Genomic DNA, 19,631 nt, shown 5'->3' on the forward strand with positions numbered 1-19,631 from the left:
ACCGGGCGAGAAACAACCGAAGGAAAAGCAGCCCAACGAAAAGCAACCGAACAAAGATCAATCGGGCGACAAGGAACAAGGCGAGCAACAAGAATCTGGCGAGGGCGAACAAGGAGCCGGCGCAGGCCAAGAACAACAAAAGGGTGGTGAAGGCGGACAATCCGGCGGCGAGCAGCAAGGGGGCGAATCTTCCTCAAGCGGTTCCGGCAAACAGGGCAAACAGCAAGGCAAAGGCGCTGGAAACGAATCGAATGACGAGCAAGGGACCGGCGGTGACAGCAACCCGGGCAATCCCTCGCGCGCAGGCCATTCCACTGGCGAAAAAACTGGTCGTGAGCAAGCCGTCAACGAAAGCGGCGAGCCGTCCGATGGAAAGCCCAGCGAGGATCAGCCCGCGCGCCGCGTCGACCCCGACGCGCAAGACGGCGACGCCTTTGAACGGATGAAGGAACATTTCGACCAGGAAGAAAAGAACTCGGGCGACAAGCAACAACAGGGCGAAAAGCAAAACGGTAAACAAAAGCCGAACGACGATCAGTCCGGTACGTCGGACAACTCCTCTGATGGAGAACAGAGCGCGGACGGCGAACAACAGAGCGCCGACGATAACCAGCGCAAGCCGGAACAAGGCGCTGCGAAGTCGGGCGAAGAGCAGGAAGGCCAAGCTGGCGAAGAGAACGGAAAGGAACCTACGCCGGCAACCAGTGACAAAGAGGGACAACAAGGCAAGCCCGCGGCCAATCAAGAAGGAGGCGCGCGCGGCAAGCCTGGCGACAACGGTGAGCAGGAACGCGCGGGTGAAGATCAACCGCAGCAAGACCACAAGGTCAGCGAGCCCAAGGAACAAGAAGAGCCCGGCAACAACCAGCCGTCGACGGACAATCAATCCAAAGGTGGCGCCGGTCAGAAGGGCCAGGAGGAATCGACTGGCACGCCCGAGGAACAGGGCAAGAACCGTGAGCGCGACAAGGGCGGCAAGCAGTCGGACAATGAAAAGCCGAAGGATAAAAGCTCGCCGCAATCGCCCAGTCAAAGCGCGCAGCACTCTGATTCCGAAGGGGGCGAGTCGGGCGATGAATCGGGCGGTGGCAAAGCAGGTGGCGGCCAGAACGCTGATCAACAAGGCACCGGCAGCGCCGGCAGCAACACGGAAGCCGACGATGGCAACGGCGCCGGCGAACAATCCGGCGACGGCGAAACCGACGGCCGTGGCGGCGACGATCGCGAAGCCAAAAACAACTCCGGCGATCCGAATGCCAAACCCACCAAGGGCCAAGGCAAGCAAGGCCAGGACGGCGAACAAAACTCGGAATCGCAACCAGGTAAAGGCGAAGGCGATGCGCAATCCGGCGGCGAACAGGCCGCTGATGGCGATCAGCCCAAGGAACCCAGTGACGACCAACCGTCATCCAAGGCCGGCGGAAAGGGATCGCCGAACGGCTCGCAACAATCCGCGCCGTCGCAGCAAAGCGATGCGTCCGAACCGAACGGCGGGGGCCACGGCGACGACGATGCGAAGCCGCCCAAGTCGCAACCGCCGCAAGGCGAACCCGGCGGCGACGCGGCCAATCGCGACTACGCCGAGAAGGCCACCGACCTGGTGCTCAACCGACTCAAGGATCAGTTGAAAAAAGGCGAGCCGGACGAAGCGCTGCTGGAGAAATTGCAGTGGACGAAGCAAGACCTGGAACGCTTCGTCAAGCGCTGGGAGCAAATGAAAGCCGCCGCCAAACAACCTGGCGCGCAAGGCCAGAAGGCGAAGTCGGACCTCGATGAAGCGCTCAAGGCCCTCGGCCTGCGCCCGCGCGGCACGACGGTCAAAGCAGGCCAATCTCGCCAAGATCAAACCCGCGGCAACCGCGACTCCCGCCGCAGCGAACCGCCCCCGGAGTACGAAGAGCAATACCGGCAGTTCAATATTAATACGTCGAAGGGGAAATAGCCCCATCGGCGAGGCAATCGCATTGATCGGCGACCCCTTTGAACAGCCCCGCAGGGGTAGTAGATAATAGCCAGGGGTGCCAACCCCTGGACTCTGTCCATCGGTAATAGTCAGAGCCCCACCGGGGCGACACTTGCCGGGCAAGTGTCGCCCCGGTGGGGCTCGGTGTGTATCGGCAACTTATTTCCAGGGGGTTGGCACCCCTGGCTATTATCTACCGCCCCGTCGGGGCTTTCGATCCTGCGCGCTACGCCGGCTCGAACTACGCTTTCTCGAACTACGCCTTCTCAAACGCGGCGTCGAACGCCAGCTTGCTCGGCGGGAAATCCAGGCGTCGTACGAACTCGCAGGCTTCACGTGCGCCGGCGGCGCGGTCCATGCCGGAGTCTTCCCATTCCACGCTGAGCGGCCCGTCGTAGCCGATCTGGTTGAGCGTGCGGATGATCTCCTCGAAATTCACGCTGCCGCGTCCCGGGGAACGGAAATCCCAGCCGCGCCGGGGATCGCCGAACGGCAGGTGGCTCGACAGGATGCCGCTCCGGCCGCCGAGCGAGACGATCGCGTCCTTGATATGCACGTGATAGATGCGATCCGGAAACGCCCGCAGGAACTCCACGGGGTCGACGCCTTGCCAAAGCAGATGGCTCGGATCGAAGTTGAAGCCGAACTCTTCGCGCCGATCGATTGCCTGCAGCGCCCGTTCGGCGCTATGCAAATCGAAGGCGATCTCCGTCGGATGCACTTCGAGCGCGAAACGCACGCCGCACTCTCCGAAGACGTCGAGGATCGGATTCCAACGCTCGGCGAACAACTCGTACCCGGCGTCGATCCATTCCGCGGGCACCGGCGGGAAGGAATACAGCAAATGCCAGATGCTGGAGCCGGTAAAGCCGTTCACGACGCCGACGCCGAACTGCTGCGCGGCGCGCGCCGTTTGCTTCAACTCTTCAATCGCTCGCGCGGTCACGCCAGCAGGTTTCCCGTCGCTCCAGACGCGCGGCGGCAGGATTGCTTTGTGTCGTTCGTCGATGCGATCCAACACCGCTTGACCCACCAAATGCGTGCTGATGGCGTGGCATTCCAGGCCGTGGCGGTCGAGAATCTCACGTTGCGCGCCGCAGTAGTCCCGCTCGTCGACGGCGCGCTGCACGTCGAAGTGATCGCCCCAGCAGGCCAGTTCCAGCCCCTGATAGCCAAACTCCGCCGCCATCCGCGCCAGGTCTTCGAGCGGCAGATCAGCCCATTGGCCGGTAAACAACGTCACAGGTCGCGGCATGGCGTGTGATTCCTTTCGTCGCGGCGAGAGCTGAAGCGGCGTGTATTCTCGCAAGTTCGCTTGACATGGAAAAGCCCAGGGCAGGCCGTGTAAAACGTCGATGGTGAAAAGCCCAGGGCAGGCCCCCGACAGTGTAGCTACCTTCCACGTCGGCGAGGGCCTGCCCTGGGCTTGGCGCGGTGCGTGGACTACAACTGCGAATTCCGACCGGAACTCGTTACGCGCGCCCATGACTTCGACTTCTCCCTGCGGATTGCTGATCATCGACAAGCCGGTCGGTATGACCTCGCGGATGACAGTCGATTTCGTCGAGCGCCCACTGCGTCCGGTGAAAGTCGGGCATGCCGGAACGCTCGATCCCTTGGCCCAGGGCGTGATGGTCCTGTGCGTCGGCGCGGCGACGCGCCTGATCGACTACGTTCACCGGCTCCCCAAGCGCTACCTGGCGACGTTCCGCTTCGGCGTCAGCAGTCCGACGCTCGATCTGGAGTCCGTTCCCGTCGAGTTGCCCGATGCTCCGCGGCCGACGCGGGAACAGCTCGAACAAGCGCTCGGCGCGTTTCGCGGCACGATCCAGCAGCGCCCGCCGGATTTTTCCGCCGCCTGGGTGCAAGGCAAGCGGGCGTATGAATTGGCGCGGCGCGGCGACGACGTCCAGCTCGCCGCGCGGACGATCACGATCCATGCGATTAGCCTGACGCGGTACGAGTATCCCGAAGCCGATTTCGACGTCACGTGCAGCACTGGCACTTACATCCGCTCGCTGGGCTGCGACATCGCGACGGGGCTCGGCACTGCCGCGGTAATGACCTCGCTTGAGCGCACGTCGATCGGCCCCTTCGAGCGAACGAGTGCGCTCCCGGCGCAACGCATGTCGCGTGACAAGATCCTGGAACGCTTGCGTTCCGGCGCCGAAGCCTTACCAGACATGCCGCGCCACGTGGCCACCGCCGTGGAACGCGACCTCATCGCGCACGGAAGATTCGTGGCGCTCGATCAGCCCGCCGGCATCTCGGAGCTCGCCGCTATCGACGAATCCGGCGCACTCCTGGCAATCCTCCACCGCTCCGAAAATGGCTGGCGGCCGAAGCCCAATCTGATCGGCGTGCAGTAATAGGCAAGCCGCCGGAGAATGGATGCGCGTCGCGATCCTCGCATTCCCGTGTGGTCACCGCGACAAGCGTGGCCTACAATCCGGCCAATCGATCAGGGAACGCAACGCAAGGTGGCGCTATGTCTGGATTCTGGAAGCAGTTGGCCAAGCCGTCGCTGAATTGGCTGCTGGTGTTTTTTCCGATCTCGATCGCGCTTGAGGTCGCCCACGGACAGGGCGCCGCGTGGGCGTCTTCGACGATGATTTTCGCCGCCGCCGCGATCGCGATCATTCCGGTCGCCGGCTGGATGGGGCACGCCACGGAGCATCTGGCCTCGCGTCTTGGCGAGGGCGTCGGCGGGCTGTTGAACGCCACGTTCGGGAACGCTGCCGAGTTGATCATCGCCGTGATGGCGCTTGTCGAGGCCACGCGCCATCCTGAGAAAGTGGCATCGATGCACGCCATCATCAAGGCGTCGCTGACCGGGTCGATTATCGGCAACATTTTGCTGGTGCTGGGCGCCGCGTTGTTGGCCGGCGGCATCAAGTACAAGATTCAACGTTTCAGCCCGTTGGCGACGCGCACCGCGGCGACGTTGATGACACTGGCAATTATCGCCCTGACAGGTCCAACGTTGCTGGCGCGGTTCGTGCCAGCCTACGCGGGAGAGATTCACAGCGTCCAGGTCGAACATTTAAGCCTGGAAGTAGCCGTGATCCTGCTCGTGGTCTACGCCCTGAGCCTGTTCTTCACGCTGCACACGCACAAGCAGCTTTACAGCAGCGGCGAGGCGGTTGAGGAGGCGGGCATCGACGATCCGGTCGCGGTCGAAGCGGCGCACGACCGTCACGCGCCCTGGTCGGTCCGCAAAGCGATGGCGGTCCTCATCGGGGCCACCGTCTGTGTGGCGGTGCTGGCAGAGTTGATGGTCGGCAGCGTCGAGGAGGCCAGCCACGCGATCGGTCTCACGGAGTTGTTTGTCGGCGTGATCGTCGTGGCGATCGTCGGCAACGCGGCGGAACATAGCACCGCGGTGCTCGTCGCGCTGCGCAATCGGATGGACTTGAGCTTGTCGATCGCCATCGGATCGTCGATTCAGATCGCGCTCTTCGTCGCGCCGGCGCTGGTCTGGATCAGCTATTTCATGGGCGTGCCGATGGACCTGGTGTTCACCGTGCCGGAAATCGTGGCGATGGCGCTCGCGGTGACGATCACCGCCCAAATCGCCGGCGACGGCGAAAGCAACTGGCTCGAAGGCGTGTTGCTACTCGTGGTGTATGTGCTGCTCGGGGCGCTGTTCTATTATTTGCCGGCCGAAGCCCACGAAGTCGTGCCTTCCGTCACGGCGCTACTGGGCAAATTCACGTGCGCGGCATGCTGACCGTGCTCCGGGGCGAAATCCTGGGAAGAGTCGCCGCCTACCGGATTAGCCCTGGCAGCGCGTCGAGGGTGAGCGGGTCCGATTCGCCCGCGCGGAGGCGTTCCCAGGCGATCGCGCCGAGGACGGCGTTGTCGGTGCAGAGTTCCAGCGGGGCGATGTGCAGCTCGACGCCGAGCTCGCCGGATAGTTGAGTCAAACGCTCGCGCAGCGGCTTGTTGGCCGCCACGCCGCCGCCCACGCAGATTCGCGCCGCCTTGGTGCGCTCCAACGCTTGCCGGCATTTTGCGACGAGAACGTCCACCACGGCCGCTTGAAAACTCGCCGCGAGGTCTGCAACGAGCTTTGAATCGAGCGGTTCCGGCGGCCAGGGCGTGCCGGGCATGGCGATGGCATAACGCACCGCGGTCTTCAATCCGCTAAAGCTGAACTCCAGCCGATCTTGTTCGTGGATGAAGGATCGCGGGAAACGGAATGCGCGCGGGTTGCCGGACGCCGCGGCGCGCTCAATTGAAGGGCCGCCGGGAAACGGAAGCCCCAGGAGCGACGCGACTTTATCGAAGGCTTCGCCGGCGGCGTCGTCAATGGTTCCGCCCAGTAGTTTGAAATCGAGCGGTGTGCTGCAATCGTAGAGGCTCGTGTGCCCGCCACTGACGATTAGCCCGATGCAGGGAAACACGTCACGTCCGGCGGCCACTTGGCAAGCGTAGAGATGCCCGTGCAGGTGATTGACGCCGACCAGCGGAATTTCGAGCGCCAAGCATAAGGCCTTGGCCGCCGCGACGCCGACCAGCAATGACCCAGCCAGGCCTGGCGTGTTGGCGACCGCGACGGCTTTCAGGTCGGCCAATGTGATGCCGGCGCGCGATAAGGCTTCGTCGATTACGGGCAGAATGCGCTCCAGGTGTGCCCGCGAGGCGATCTCCGGCACGACGCCGCCGAAGCGTTCGTGCAGTTTTTCTTGCGTGGCGACAATCGACGACAGCACGCGCCCCGCGGCGTCAATCACCGCCGCGGCAGTTTCGTCGCAAGTGGTTTCGATTGCCAGGAGAGGCATAAAAAAGTGATGGATGCGGAGTGATGCGTGATGAATAGCACTCGGACCGGGATGGCATCGTCATCGACGAATAAGCCCAGGGAAGGCCACCGTAGTCGATCCATGTGGATAGACTGCGAGGGCCTTCCCTGGGCTTTTCTTGTAACACGATAGCGACGAACTTATCTCGCTCAGTCGACCTTGGCCAGTTCGGTCGACAAGTAGTCGATCGCCTTTTGCAGTTGGCGATCCTCGAACGGTTTGGCGACCTCTGCTGACGTTTCGGCGGGCTTCGCTTCTTCCGATCCCTCCGTCTTCGCCGCGTCGGCGTCGGCGTCGGCAGCCGGTTCTGTCGGCTGCTCCTCAGCGGCAGCCTGAGGTGCTTCCGGCTTCGCTTCTTCGTGGGCGCGAATGATGTCGCGATCGCGCCAATGCTCCATCAGGGCGAAGGTTTCGTCGTTGGAGAATTTGACCTCGTAACCTTCGTTCGGCTTGACGCCCCATTCTTTTGATTCGTCGTCCTTCGGACTGCGGTGGATGTTCTTCCCGCTCGGGCGCCAGTAGCTGGCGGTAGTAAGCTTGAGGGCGCTCTTGCCATCTTCCAGATCGACGACGTTTTGCACGCTCCCCTTGCCCCAAGTGCGTTCACCGATCACCACCGCGACGTTGTGATCTTGCAAACAGGCGGCCACAATCTCGCTGGCGCTTGCGCTGAAGTGGTTAACCAGTACCGCGATCGGGAAGCCGTCAATCGTGCCGGGCTTTTCCGCGTCCCAGGTTCGCTCGGCCGTATTCTTGCCGCGGGTACTGACGATCTTGCCTTCGGCGACGAACATGTCCGAGACTTCAATCGCGGCGTTCAGCAGCCCGCCTGGGTTGAAGCGGAGATCGAGCACCAGGCCCTTCATGCCGGCGCCTTGCAGTTCCTTCACAGCGTCGCGCAGTTCGCGGGCGGTGTCGCGGCTGAATGCAGTCAGGCGTAGATAGCCAATTTTCTTTTCGTCATCGAACATGAAGTTCCAGGTGTCGTCGGTCTTGCGCGTGGCGCCGAGCACCGATTGGACGTGGATCACTTCGCGCTCGATCGTGTATTCGGCCTGCTTGCCGTTCGGGTGGATGACTTTGAAACTAACCGTCGTGCCCGCTTCGCCTTTCATCCGGCGGACCGCTTCGTCGAGCGACATGCCGTCGGTCGATTCCCCGGCGATCTCGACAATTCGGTCGCCGGCCATCACGCCGGCGCGATAGGCCGGCGTGCCGTAGAGCGGACTCGTGACGCGGAGCCCGCCGTCGCGGTCGGGGCCGACCTGGATGCCGATGCCGCCGAACTCCTGTTCGACGCTGGTCTTGAAGCGGCTCAACTCTTCGGGACTGATGTAGTTCGAGTACGGGTCGAGTTTTTCGAGGATGCCTTCGATGGCCGCCTCGAACAGTTCGCGGCGATCGACGTCCTCGACGTAGTTGCGTTCGACCTGGTCGAGCGTGTCGGCGAGCACCTTGTACAGCTCGTAGTACTCTTCGCGTTCCTTCTGCGTTTTGGCCTGATCGGCTTCGGCCGTCGCCTCGGCGGCGCGCAGCACCGCGGGAGCCATCAACCAACTTGCCGCCAACACCGCCGCCCCCAGCGCCCGAACAGTCATGCTTGCAAATCCTTTATGTTCAAAGTCTTGAAGGGCGGCCGAAGTTGACCAGCAAAATGCCGTCGCCAACAGGCTGTTTGGAGTATACGCCGCTTGCCGGCGGCCCGGCAAGCGACTGGCTCGCGCTCCAAACCTTTTCACGATCATTCCTTAGCACGCGAGCAGCGACGCAAAGTGTTCACGATCGCCGCGCGCTCAGATCGTTGCCACGGCGACGCGCTTTGAGCCAGGCGTACAGTTCAAGAACCCCACTAACGGGCGACAGTTTCGTCCCAAATTGAGAGGGGCGTCTCGGTGTGAGAACACTTTCCAAAGTTTCGGGCCGAGTGACAAGATGCACATAATCGTCGTAAGTGATGGTGCGTGAATGGATTAAGCGAAATAGCGATGAGTATCCCACCAGGTGGCACGACGGTTGCAATCTGTACCTTCTCAGGCGATCAGCATCAACCAGCAGCGGGGCACGGTCACATGAGACTTTATCAAACAGTTGTGGCGGGATTTGTCGGTGGATTGATGTTGGCGAGCGCTAGCATCGGCAACGCCCAGGGCGTTGCTGTTGCGCAAGCCGGTTTTCAGCCTTATGGCTCGGGCGGATATGCCTATCGCGGCTATGGTTACCACTCCTCGACGGCGGCCGAAGGTTACGGACGGGGCGCCGCGGCGGTGATTCAGGCAGCGGGCGAATACAATTTGAATACGTCGCAAGCCGCGATCAATTACGAACAGGCCTATCGCATGAGCCTGGAAACTTCAGTGACCAAAGCCGAAACTTTTTTTGCCAAGCGTCGAATCAATGAAAGTTATCGCGAATCCAAGCAAGGGCCGCCGCCGAGTCGCGAGACCTTGGCGCAACGCGCCCGTGACGCCGCGCCGGACCGCTTGAACAACGATCAGTTCGAGGCGGCGTTCGGCACGTTGTTCTGGCCGGCGGCGTTTGACGAGCATCGCTTTGCCGCGCAACGCAATGAGTTGGATCGGCTGATGGCGGATCGTGACGCGCAGGCGGGAGTGGGCTCCGCGCACTACCATGACGTGGCGTCCATTACAGCCGCGATGAAAGGTGAACTGCGGGGATTGATCTTCGAGATGACCCCGACGGAATACGTGCAGGCCCTTAATTTTCTAAATAGCGTCGCCTATGAAGCCCGGTTTGTGCCAGCAGCCGAGGGTTTGGCCGCCAACTAGTAATTAGTCCGTAAGCAAGTCAAGTTCGTGCAGGTCCTCTCCTTTTCCACGCGGGCGCGATCGGGTGTGTGGTCCCGGTCGCGCCCGTCGCTGTTTGCGCGGAGACCCTCCAATTTGAACCGCTGAGGCGCGGAGAGGGAGGGAGTAGGAGGGAGGTTGAGAGGCTTCGCCCGCTACGCGTTCGCCATGATTCCGGCCGTGGTGGGCTGGAAGGCAGAGCGGGAGGCCAGCGCCAGGCGAATTCTGCGGATGACTTCTTCGTCTGTTGGGTAAGGCGACACTAGCGCCGGACGCAGCGGCATGGGGATTTCGTCCATGCGGTAGGCGGTTCCCGGGGCGCTAATGCCCGTTGTCGCCGTGGTGATATGCACCCGCGCGATGCGGCTGGTGTGCGTCACTTTGGGGTCGAGCACAATCGTGGGAATGCGTTCCAAGTGGTCGATCGCCGGCTGCGGCATCGTCGCGCCGGGGTCGGCGCCGAGGATCAGCGCCGCATCGCAATCGCCGCGGACCAGGATGTCGATCGTCGAAAACTCGCCCGGATTAAAGCGTGGGTAACCGCGGCACATGTTCACGCCGAAGGGATAACCGGTCGTGTACCGCATGACGACATCGGCGCCGGTGACGTTTCCATGGCCCCGCATCGGCATGGCGACGAATTTGGTGAAGGCGTTCATCTCGGCGGCCAGCATCAGCACCGAAGCCGAGTTCATGTGCTTACCGCGCGTCATCGACAAGCCCATGCCGAAGAAGATCACGCCGAACTTGGCGCGTTTCATCCGGTCGACCAAATCCTCAAGGACTTCCAACGAGATGCCGGCTTCGTCCGCGATCGACGGATTGACCGGCTGCCCTTTGATCATGGCGCGGAGCGCGGTGATCAGCTCGAAATCCTTGCCGGGCCGAATTTGCAGGAAGATGTCGGCCGCCTTGGCGCTCATCGTCTCGCGGATATCGACGAGGACCATCGTGCGGGCTTTGCGCCCTTGGGGAAGGTACTTCCCCTTCTGCATGATGGTGTACTTGGTGAAATGCCGGGGGTGGCATTCGGCGGGGTTGCCGCCCCAATAGATGATGAAGTCGGCCCGATTCTTGATTTCGCCGAGCGTGCAGGTGACCTTTCCGCCCAACTGGGCGGCAATCTCAGTGGGACCGTGTCACAACGACGTGTGACTGTCGATCACGCCTCCGATTATTTCGGCGAGATGGACCGATTCTCGCTGCGCCTCGCAGGTGATGTTGCTCAGTCCGTAGACGAGCGGCATATCGGCGCGGTGGAGATGATCGGCGGCCGCTTCGATGGCTTCGTCCACCGTGGCCGGCTGGCCGTCGATCAGGGCGTCGGGGTAGTCGTGTGCGGCGGTGTGGTTCTTGAACCAGGCTTGCCCCAGGCTGCACGCCGCCTTGGTCTCGACGATTTTTTCGCCGTCGGCGTGCAGTTCGATATCGTCGCACACGCACCCGCAGAAGGTGCAGGTGGCGTTCTTGACGATCGTCAGACCCGCGCTAGCGCTCGGCATCGCGTTCGCTTTCGTGCTGTTGGTCGCCCGAACCGGGCGGGACGGTAAACGTTCACCCCAGCTCGCGGCCGATGCAACTGCCACGGATGCGTTGTGGCTGAAAGCGGCCCGGCTCGATTTCCTTCCAGGAGGGAATGTCGGGCGAATTCGTCTGGGGTTCAGTCATGTTCCATTCTCGATTTAAGCAACATCTGTAAGAGGCGTCTCCCGACGCCGATAGAGAGACCGCCGCTTCTTGTTGTATTTCGTCCTCGCCATCGGCGTCGGGAGACGCCTCCTACAGCCAGATTTTGTATTGAGTGATTACCCCGCCAACTCCACTTCCACTTCCCAGCCCTTTGAGGTCGGCATGCCCGTCCCGTCGGTAATCTGGCCCATCAGTTTGCAGGTCGGCGGGCCGTAGACGACGAAGATCATGCCGGACGGCACTTTTCCTTCCTTGCAGATGAACATTGCTTCGCCGGTTTCCGACTTCACGCGGACCTGGTTTCCCGCGGCGACACCAATTTCCCGCATGTCATCCGGATGCATCGTGATCGTCGTGGTCATCGCGATGTATTCGGGATGATCCTTGCCGATGTTGATCTGCTGCCCTTGCTTCGTGGTCCGGCCGGCGTTCATCAGGAAGCGTCGCGCCGTCATCGTGGTCCTCGCCTGGGCGGATGGGGAACTAAGGTACCCCCAGCTTAGTGGTGTAGGGCCGGGCGTTCAAGCGCGATATGGGTGTTTCGTCGTGATCGGCGCCGGTCCCAACAAGCCCAGGGCAGGCCTCCCGAGATGGTGGACGATGGATTCGACTCTTTGGGCCTGCCCTGGGCTTAGCGCGGCTACGCGACTATTCAGCAATAGAACGAAACTCGCCGCCCAGTTCGCTCGCAATTCGAGCCTCTAGCCCTGGCCAACGCCGCGCCGGAAGATGATCCCACGATGCCATCGATCACATTGACGTCCCATTGCGAGCAGGACACCGACCGCTTTGGCGCGGCGCTGGCTGATTGCTTGCCGGCCGGGAGCGTCATTGCGCTCGAAGGGCCGCTCGGCGCCGGCAAGACCCGACTCGTGCAAGGCTGGGCGGGGGCGCTAGGCATCGATGCGAAGGATGTCTCCAGTCCCACGTTTGTCCTTTGCCACGAGCATCACGGCCGGTTGGACCTGTACCATTTCGATGCCTATCGAGCCAAGGGCCCGGCGGAGTTCTGGGACCTGGGGATCGACGAGTATTATGATGCCGGCGGCATCGTCGTCATCGAATGGGCCAGCCGCGTGGCGGAATGCTTACCGGCGTCGCGTTGGGAGATCGCCATCGACGTCATTGCCCCGGACGAACGCCGGTTTCGCATCATGACCGTGGGCGACGTTGACGGCGCGGCCTTGGCTCGTCTCGAAAAGTCCTATACTAGCGGCACAAACCGCCACACTAGCCCGTAGCGCCAGCGAGGGAGAAAGGACGATGCTAACCGCTCGAGATGAAACTCTCAGTTGCCCCGCATCGAGGCAACCGAGAGTTTGCTCACGATCTGTACTCAACGTCAACTTTCCCTCGCTGGCGCTACGGGCTCGTGTAGGGCGTGCCCGAACCATCGATTTCTCGGAAGTTAAACTCGCATGACTCACTTGCGTCTCGCGTTGCTTGTGGTCCTGATCGTCGTCGGCGTGGTCGATGTTGCCAGCGCTCAGCCAGCATTTCCGGCGTTCACTGGCGAATCCGTCTATGTGCAGGGCACGGAGGACATCTACAAACCGGTGCGCGAGGCGATCCGCAAGATCGAGGCTAAGTCGCCGCGCCACTATTACGTCGTAGTGCTCGGCTCCACGGGCGAGTGGAACAAGGAATCGGACGAATTGACGGCACAGCTGTTTCAGCAATGGCTCGGCGACGCTCAGCGCGCCGGCAAGAAGATCGACGCCGCGAACAGCGCCCTCGTGTTTCTGGCGATCGAGCAACGCTCGATCTCGGTGCGCGCCGGACAGAACCTGCAGCAAGAGTATGGTTTGACGGCCACCGTGTTGGATCGCGATCTCGTGCAACGTCATTTCGTTCCGGCGGCGCGTGATGGGGACGTACCTGGCGCGCTGGTTGTACTTGTGGAACAGATTGAGTCCCGTATCACGGGGCAGGACGCCGCGGCGGCTGCCAAGCGACAGTTGGCCACGCGTACGTTGCCTATCGGCGCGGGCTCGTTGTTGTTGGTCGCGATCGCGGGTGGGGCGGGGTTTTATTTCTGGCGCAATCGCCAGACGTTCGGCAAGGCCAAGGCGGCCTTCGACGAGTTCAACCTGAAGCTCATCAAGCTGATGGAGCAATGCGACTCGATCAAGCAACAGCACCAACTGTTGCCGTACAGCGACAAAGATTTCACCGAGCCGATGTCCGGCGAAACGCTCGCTATGTACGACGGCGTGGAAATCAAGCTTGCAAAACTGCGAGAAACCTGGCTGGCGCTGATGGATGTGCGGAATCAAATCGAGAAACTGCTCGCCACGAGCAGCACCGTCGGCGGGGACAACGTCACCGTTGCGCGACAGCTCTTGAAAGAAAAAGGAGCGTTGCCGAACGTCGAGGAACTGTACGCCGAATGCCGTCGCGATTTGGAAACGCTCGGCAACGCGCACGAAGGCACTGCGACGGCCGTCAAGAGCGCACAGGCGGAAGCCGCGAAGTTGCCGGAGCGGATTCAAGCGCTCACCTTCGCCGGGTTCAACGTCCGAGCGTATGAAACGCAGCGGCAGGCCATCGAAGGACAACTTGACGCCTTCGCCGGCCGTGCAACCGCCGACCCCGTCGGCACGTTGAAGGCGATTCAAATGCTGCAAACGAGGCAAAAGGAAGTCGCGGACCGGACTGCGCTCTTGCTCGAACTCGACGCCGCTTGGCGTAAGGGAGGCGAGCGCAGCCAGCAAGTCGGCGCCCGTGTGGGCGAAGAACGCGCGGCAGGGCTACGGCTCGACGAAACAGGCGGGAATCCGGACGAACCGATTTCGGCGGCGGAGCGCAGCCTGAGCGCCGCGCGGGACGTGTTGTTGGCGGATCAGCCGGAAGCGGCGCCGGACAAGCTGGCCGGCGCGGAGCAGAATTTCGATCTCGCCGTGTCGCTCGTCGAGCAAGTCCGCGCTGCGCGGGCGAAGTGTCAGCAAACCACGGAGTCAAGCGAAGCGGCGCTCAACGCGGTGCGCGCGGCGGCGCCTTCAGCGCAAGCCCAATTGCAATCGCTGGAGCGGGATTTCGCCGCCGACTCGTGGCAAACCGTGGCGCAGAACGTCGTCACGGCGCAGGAACTCGCCCAGTCGGCAGAGGCCGCTTTGGCGGAGTCCAAGTCGCTGGCGACTGATCAGGCGCAACGATATCTGGCCGCGGCGGCATCCCTCGATCAGGCGAACGCGGACATCGCCGAAGCCGAGGGGCGGCTGACGGCGATTGGCGGGCGATTGCAGGAACTGAACGCGCTCCGTGAGCAATGCGCTCAGCAACGCGGCGCGCTGTTGGAGTCGATGCGAAATCTTGAAAAGTATTTCTCCCAGTATGGCGAGACGATCGACACGCCGGCGCAACGATTGTTCACCGAAGCGCGACTGCTCGAAGAACAGATTGTCGGCGACCTGGATTCCTCGCGGCCGCATTGGCCGAACGTGAAAGCGCGATTGGATCGCCTGACCGCATCGCTGGAGGGCGCGCGGACTGCTGCCGAAGCGGATGTACGGGTTCGCGCCGCGTTCGAGGCCACGTTGAACGATGCGGAACGATTGTCAGCCCGGGTTGCCGAGACCTTGCGTACGCACACGGCGGATCGGCCGCGAGCCAATCAGGCGCATCGCGGCGCCGTCAACGCACTTCAGGCGTTGCGGGGGAATCAAGGCAATTGGCAGCAATTGTTGGCCCGGGCGACGAACGCCAAGCAGGATCTGCAGAATGCCGAACAATGGGCCACCGAGGATATCCGCCTGGCGGCACAAGCAGCCCAGGCAGTCGCCGAAGCCGAGCGTGCCGTCGGCGCGGCGCGCTCGTTCGTCGCCACGGGCATCGCGGCCGACAGCGGTGTTGCCCAGAGCACTTTGGCGGTCGCCCAGCGTCAATACGCGGCGCAGCAGTACGAGCAAGCCATCACCCAGGCCGCGTCGGCGGAACAAAGTGCGCGGCAAGCGCTCCAGGCCGCCGAACAGGCCGCGCGGATGCGGCAAATGCAGCAAGAAGCCGAGCGCCAACGCCGCCACGCGGAACGCGGCGGCATGGGTCAGGTCGTGATCCCCAACCTGCCGAGTTTCAACTTTGGCGGCGGCGGTTCCTCGTCCGGCTCACGCCAGAACGTCTCGACGAGCAATTGGTCCGGCGGCGGGGGCATTTCCACCAGCTCCTGGTCCGGGGGCATCAGCAAGACGAAGTGGTAGGCAGCCCGCCGCGCGAACCGAACCTTCTGCCGGCGGTGTCTGGGCCGTATGATGTTGGGCTTCCGATTTTCACCACTGTACGCCTGGCTGTGACACCGCCATGTTCGAAACACTGACGCCTGCGCCGCCGGACCCGATTTTGGGTCTTTCCGAGTCGTTTCAGCAAGACCCCCGACCAGGCAAAATCAACCTCAGCATCGGCGTCTATAAAGACGCTACGGGGAAAACGCCCGTCCTGGCGAGCGTGAAAACGGCCGAGGAGCGAATTCTCCGCGCCGAGACGACCAAGGGCTACTTAGGCATCGAGGGCTCGGCCGAATACGCCGCGCGCGTGCAGGAACTGCTGTTTGGGTCGGGCCACGAAGCTGTGGCGAGCAAACGCGTCGTCACTGCGCATACGCCGGGCGGCACGGGCGGCCTGCGCGTGGCCGCTGATTTTCTCAGGAAAGCCGCGCCCAACGCCACGGTTTGGATGAGCGACCCGACCTGGCCGAATCATCCCGGCATTTTCCAGGCCGCAGGCTTGAAGGTGAAGACGTATCCTTACTTCGACGCCGCGACCAACGGGTTGGCCTTCGAGCGAATGTTGGCCGCGTTGGAAGAAATGCCGGCCGGCGACGTTCTGTTGGTCCACGGCTGCTGCCACAATCCGACCGGCATCGACCCGACGCCCGAGCAATGGAGCGCGATTGCCGCGCTGGTCGAGCGGCGCAGCGTGTTGCCGCTGCTCGACTTCGCCTACCAGGGTTTTGCCGAAGGCTTGCGCGAAGACGCCACCGGGCTAACGGCGCTTTGCCAGCCGGGACGCGAGTTGCTCGTCGCCAGTTCGTTCTCGAAGAATTTCGGGCTCTACAACGAACGTGTCGGCGCGTTGAGCATCGTGGCGGCCTCGTCCGAGACGGCCAAGACGGCGCTCAGCCAGGTGAAAACCTGCGTCCGCGTGAATTACTCGAACCCCCCGGCGCACGGCGCGGCGATCGTCAGCACGATCCTGGGCGACGAAAAGTTGCGCACGCAGTGGGACGGTGAAGTCAAGGAAATGCGCGATCGCATCAACGGGATGCGGAAGCAGTTCGCGCAGAAATTGATCGCCCGGGGCTACGATCGCGACCCCAGCTTTATCACGCGGCAGCGGGGCATGTTTTCGTTCTCGGGGCTAACGCCGCCACAAGTCGAGGCGTTGCGAAAGGACCACGCGATTTATATCGTGGGCTCCGGCCGGATCAACGTGGCCGGCATGACGGCGGACAATATCGATCGGCTCTGCGACGCGATCGTCGCTGTTTCGCGATCCGCCGCGTAATCGACGATTGTCGACTCAGGAATTCTGTCGCGTTTGCCGCGAAGGGAAAAAGGGATTGCATGGCCACCAATAGCGGGCAAATCGACGCGCTTCGCTGGCAGAAGTTTCCGGTCTTGGATGACGGCTTCGTTTGCCTTGTCGACGTGATGGGGGACGATCAGGCGATCGTGCAGGCCGCGCGCGTCAGCTACGGCGAAGGGACGCGCAAGGTCTCCGACGATCGCGGGCTGATTCGCTACTTGATGCGACATCGCCACACGACGCCGTTCGAGATGGTGGAGATCAAGCTGCTGGTCCGCGTGCCCATGGACTGCTGGCGGCAATGGATTCGCCACCGCACGGCGAACGTGAATGAATACAGCACGCGGTACTCGCTGGCCATCGACGCCGCGCAGCACACGACTGCGGGTGAGTGGCGGACGCAATCGTCGCAGAACCGGCAAGGCAGCGCAGGCTTTCTCTCGGAAGACGTCGGCGCCAGCTTGTCGGCCAGCGAACAAGCGTTTCTGGAGAGTTCGCGTAAGTTGTACGAGCAGCGCATTGAGCAAGGAGTGGCACGCGAACAAGCGCGGAAGGATTTGCCGCTGTCGACGTACACCGAGGCGTATTGGAAGGTCGATCTGCACAACTTGCTGCATTTTCTCGCGCTGCGGATGGACAGCCACGCGCAGTTTGAGATTCGCGAATACGCGCGGACCGTGGGCGAGCAGATCGTCGCGCCGCTGTTTCCCTTGGCGTGGGAAGCGTTCGTCGATTACCGCATCGAAGCTACCCATCTCACGCGGCTCGATCGCGAAGTGATTCGTCGCCTGTCGGAACGCGTCGCGACGACCGGCCGTGCGGCCGAAGAAGCCGATTTCCTCGCGGTCCAGGACCCGAGTTGGGCGGACCTGAAGACCTGCCGCGAACGCGATGAGTGCCTGGCAAAGTTGCGCGACCTGGGGGTGGTGCGCGAGGCTCATCACGGAGGCACGGAGAACACGGAGGGTGACTGAGGCGAAGTACGCCGGTCGTTTAGACGTTTCGCAGTTCGTTCATCACGGCGAAATAGTCATCGCTTGATAGGCCGTCGACCGTGGGTTCGCGTTGGAGCGTCACTCCGTCTACGGCGCCGGCTTCTGTGACAAGGCGCGTGAGCAATGTCCGCTCGTCTTCAACGTTCAAAATCTCACGCGCAGGTAGCTTGGGATCAAGAATCCCCAGCGCTGCTACGAGGGCGTAGGCGCCCCAATTGCTGGTGCCGGCGGTGATAACTTCGTCGGTGGCGATGCGGCAAGCGAGCTGTACCCCGGGTCCGAGTTGGATGGCGGCGCGCAATTGTTCCCAAGGGAAACAGCCCATGCCGATTTCGTTGCCGCCGTCGCCGATGCCGAGCGTATAGACATCGGGACGCGTCGCCTTGATTTCCTCGAAGAGCGCATCCAGCGGCGGAGTGATGTGGTCGATGATCACGCCGCGCATGTCGTGGCGTCGATCGCGATGTTCGGGCGGGACTTCGGCGTCGAACAGCGCGGCGGTTAGTTCGCGATTGATTGCGCCGCGGAGCGCCGACTGCGCATGATGCGAGGGACCTGCGCGTTCGATGGAGATCAAGGCGTCCCAACGCCGCGATGCGCCTGCAATATCGAATGACATCGTCCGCGCTAACTTAAAGTCCGTGGTGTCGTCATGGTACTCCGGCGAAAGATATATCCTGGAACGCAAATCGCGGATTCTACTTCCTTTTTCCAGGACGGCCGCGGCGTAATGATCCGTGACGAGATCGACGACCTTGCCGCTCAAGGTCAGCGCATGCGCTAGCGCCAGAGCGCCAAGCGGGCCGTCCGTTTCGGCCGCGGGCGGGTTTGCGGCCGGAATATAGAAGCCCGTCACGATGCCAATGTGTTGGCAACGTGTCAGTAGCGTTTCCGCCGTGTCGTGCAGTGCCGCGGCGGCGGATTTCGCACCCCAGGGACGCAGTCCGGCGACGCCGCGCTGGCTCGGGTCGTTCGTCAGGAGCGCGGCCAAAGCTTGAAACCGAAGTTCAGATTCCATTGGAGGGCCGGTTCAACCGAAAAGAAGGGAATTCCACCGAGGCGCCGCCAGCGCCTCAGTGCTTGGCCAGTTGGTGTTGGTGTGCAGCGAGCCACTCGGCGCAATGATTGTAAGGCGTTAAGCTGTGCCGGCGCTGGGCCCCTGGGAGGATGAATCCTCCGTCAGGGTAGTTGACAACTCGGAGGCCGATTGTAATAAATCTGTAGGCGAGTTCGTGAAAAATGTCACAAGCCCTCCTCAGATTGTCGATATGGCTTGCAAGTCTTTAATGCATAAAGACTTGTGAAAAATAGAGAACTAGGCACTCCATGGTCGGTGCGGGCGCCACGACGAACATTCGTGGTAAGGTGAGTTGATCCATGGCGGACCCAAAGAAGATGTCGGTGGCCGATATCCTGGCCGCTGCGCGGAAAAAAGACAGCCAGGGGGGCGATGCGCCGGCAGCCAAGCCGGAGCCGCCTGCGCCCGACGAATCCCCTGCCCCCGAAGCTGCTGCGCCCGCTGAAAAGCCCAAGCCAAAGCCGGCTCCCGCAGGCAAAATGAGCGTCGCCGAGATGTTGGCCGCCGCTCGTGGGGAAAAACCGGGCACTGCAGCCACTCCAGCCGCGAAGCCTGCCGCTCCGAAACCAGAAGCAGCGCCGAAGGCGCCTGTCGCCGCCGCAGCAAAAGCTGCCGCCAAGCCAGCGGCGAAACAGGCCGAAGCTGCGGCTGGCACGGTTGATACGTCGAGCATCCTGGCGGCGGCGCGAACTGCTGCTCGGCCTGGCCCGACGAGCAAGTCGGAAGCAGTCGCCAAGGTGGCTGAGCCGTCCGCCAAGCCGGTCAAAGAAAAAGTCG

Annotated in this window: 15 protein-coding genes and 1 pseudogene; 9 read left to right on the forward strand and 7 right to left on the reverse strand. The window is 62.4% G+C overall.

Annotation, left to right across the window (positions count from 1 at the left end):
- Nucleotides 1-1,942, forward strand: a 1,942-nt coding sequence (locus tag SGJ19_06900) for a hypothetical protein (protein ID MDZ4779962.1), incomplete at its 5' end; no start/stop codon positions are given.
- 277 nt (nt 1,943-2,219) lie between these two features.
- On the opposite strand, the gene SGJ19_06905 is transcribed toward SGJ19_06900, so the two are convergent.
- Complete coding sequence (locus tag SGJ19_06905; protein MDZ4779963.1) at nt 2,220-3,218, reverse strand: sugar phosphate isomerase/epimerase; 999 nt, start codon at nt 3,216-3,218, stop codon at nt 2,220-2,222.
- A 229-nt stretch (nt 3,219-3,447) separates the two neighbouring features.
- Between SGJ19_06905 and truB the strand changes: the two genes are divergently transcribed.
- Nucleotides 3,448-4,332: a tRNA pseudouridine(55) synthase TruB gene (gene truB / locus SGJ19_06910; GenBank protein MDZ4779964.1), complete on the forward strand. Its 885-nt coding sequence runs from the start codon at nt 3,448-3,450 to the stop codon at nt 4,330-4,332.
- A gap of 119 nt (nt 4,333-4,451) precedes the next feature.
- Entirely contained in the window at nt 4,452-5,693 is a 1,242-nt protein-coding gene (cax, locus tag SGJ19_06915) for a calcium/proton exchanger (protein MDZ4779965.1), read from the forward strand.
- 37 nt (nt 5,694-5,730) lie between these two features.
- Here cax and tsaD read toward each other — a convergent pair whose 3' ends face one another.
- Entirely contained in the window at nt 5,731-6,747 is a 1,017-nt protein-coding gene (gene tsaD / locus SGJ19_06920) for a tRNA (adenosine(37)-N6)-threonylcarbamoyltransferase complex transferase subunit TsaD (protein MDZ4779966.1), read from the reverse strand.
- 170 nt (nt 6,748-6,917) lie between these two features.
- A complete protein-coding gene (locus SGJ19_06925; protein ID MDZ4779967.1) occupies nt 6,918-8,366 on the reverse strand; it encodes a S41 family peptidase in 1,449 nt (482 codons plus the stop codon).
- Nucleotides 8,367-8,837: 471 nt separating this feature from the next.
- On the opposite strand from SGJ19_06925, the gene SGJ19_06930 reads away from it, so the two are divergent.
- Nucleotides 8,838-9,554, forward strand: a complete 717-nt coding sequence (locus SGJ19_06930; GenBank protein MDZ4779968.1) for a hypothetical protein — start codon at nt 8,838-8,840, stop codon at nt 9,552-9,554.
- 173 nt (nt 9,555-9,727) lie between these two features.
- Here SGJ19_06930 and SGJ19_06935 read toward each other — a convergent pair.
- The 3 genes and pseudogenes from SGJ19_06935 to SGJ19_06945 all read right to left on the reverse strand — a co-directional run bounded on the left by SGJ19_06935 (nt 9,728) and on the right by SGJ19_06945 (nt 11,716).
- A pseudogene (locus SGJ19_06935) lies at nt 9,728-10,699 on the reverse strand (formylmethanofuran dehydrogenase subunit B).
- 12 nt (nt 10,700-10,711) lie between these two features.
- A complete protein-coding gene (locus SGJ19_06940) occupies nt 10,712-11,074 on the reverse strand; it encodes a hypothetical protein (protein ID MDZ4779969.1) in 363 nt (120 codons plus the stop codon).
- A 303-nt stretch (nt 11,075-11,377) separates the two neighbouring features.
- Nucleotides 11,378-11,716, reverse strand: a complete 339-nt coding sequence (locus SGJ19_06945) for a molybdopterin dinucleotide binding domain-containing protein (GenBank protein ID MDZ4779970.1) — start codon at nt 11,714-11,716, stop codon at nt 11,378-11,380.
- Nucleotides 11,717-12,001: 285 nt separating this feature from the next.
- On the opposite strand from SGJ19_06945, the gene tsaE reads away from it, so the two are divergent.
- The 4 genes from tsaE to thyX all read left to right on the forward strand — a co-directional run bounded on the left by tsaE (nt 12,002) and on the right by thyX (nt 17,755).
- Nucleotides 12,002-12,502 (forward strand): tRNA (adenosine(37)-N6)-threonylcarbamoyltransferase complex ATPase subunit type 1 TsaE, encoded by a 501-nt coding sequence (gene tsaE / locus SGJ19_06950; protein ID MDZ4779971.1) that lies wholly within the window; start codon nt 12,002-12,004, stop codon nt 12,500-12,502.
- 177 nt (nt 12,503-12,679) lie between these two features.
- Complete coding sequence (locus SGJ19_06955; protein MDZ4779972.1) at nt 12,680-15,457, forward strand: hypothetical protein; 2,778 nt, start codon at nt 12,680-12,682, stop codon at nt 15,455-15,457.
- A gap of 100 nt (nt 15,458-15,557) precedes the next feature.
- Nucleotides 15,558-16,760, forward strand: coding sequence for an amino acid aminotransferase (locus tag SGJ19_06960; protein ID MDZ4779973.1), 1,203 nt, complete (start codon nt 15,558-15,560; stop codon nt 16,758-16,760).
- 59 nt (nt 16,761-16,819) lie between these two features.
- Nucleotides 16,820-17,755, forward strand: a complete 936-nt coding sequence (gene thyX / locus SGJ19_06965) for an FAD-dependent thymidylate synthase (GenBank protein MDZ4779974.1) — start codon at nt 16,820-16,822, stop codon at nt 17,753-17,755.
- Between the two features lie 19 nt (nt 17,756-17,774).
- Here thyX and SGJ19_06970 read toward each other — a convergent pair whose 3' ends face one another.
- Nucleotides 17,775-18,794 (reverse strand): DUF4392 domain-containing protein, encoded by a 1,020-nt coding sequence (locus tag SGJ19_06970; protein ID MDZ4779975.1) that lies wholly within the window; start codon nt 18,792-18,794, stop codon nt 17,775-17,777.
- A gap of 359 nt (nt 18,795-19,153) precedes the next feature.
- On the opposite strand from SGJ19_06970, the gene SGJ19_06975 reads away from it, so the two are divergent.
- On the forward strand, nt 19,154-19,631 hold a 478-nt coding region (locus tag SGJ19_06975; GenBank protein ID MDZ4779976.1), incomplete at its 3' end, for a hypothetical protein.

It is taken from the genome of Planctomycetia bacterium, from assembly GCA_034440135.1.
Taxonomy (GTDB): domain Bacteria; phylum Planctomycetota; class Planctomycetia; order Pirellulales; family JALHLM01; genus JALHLM01.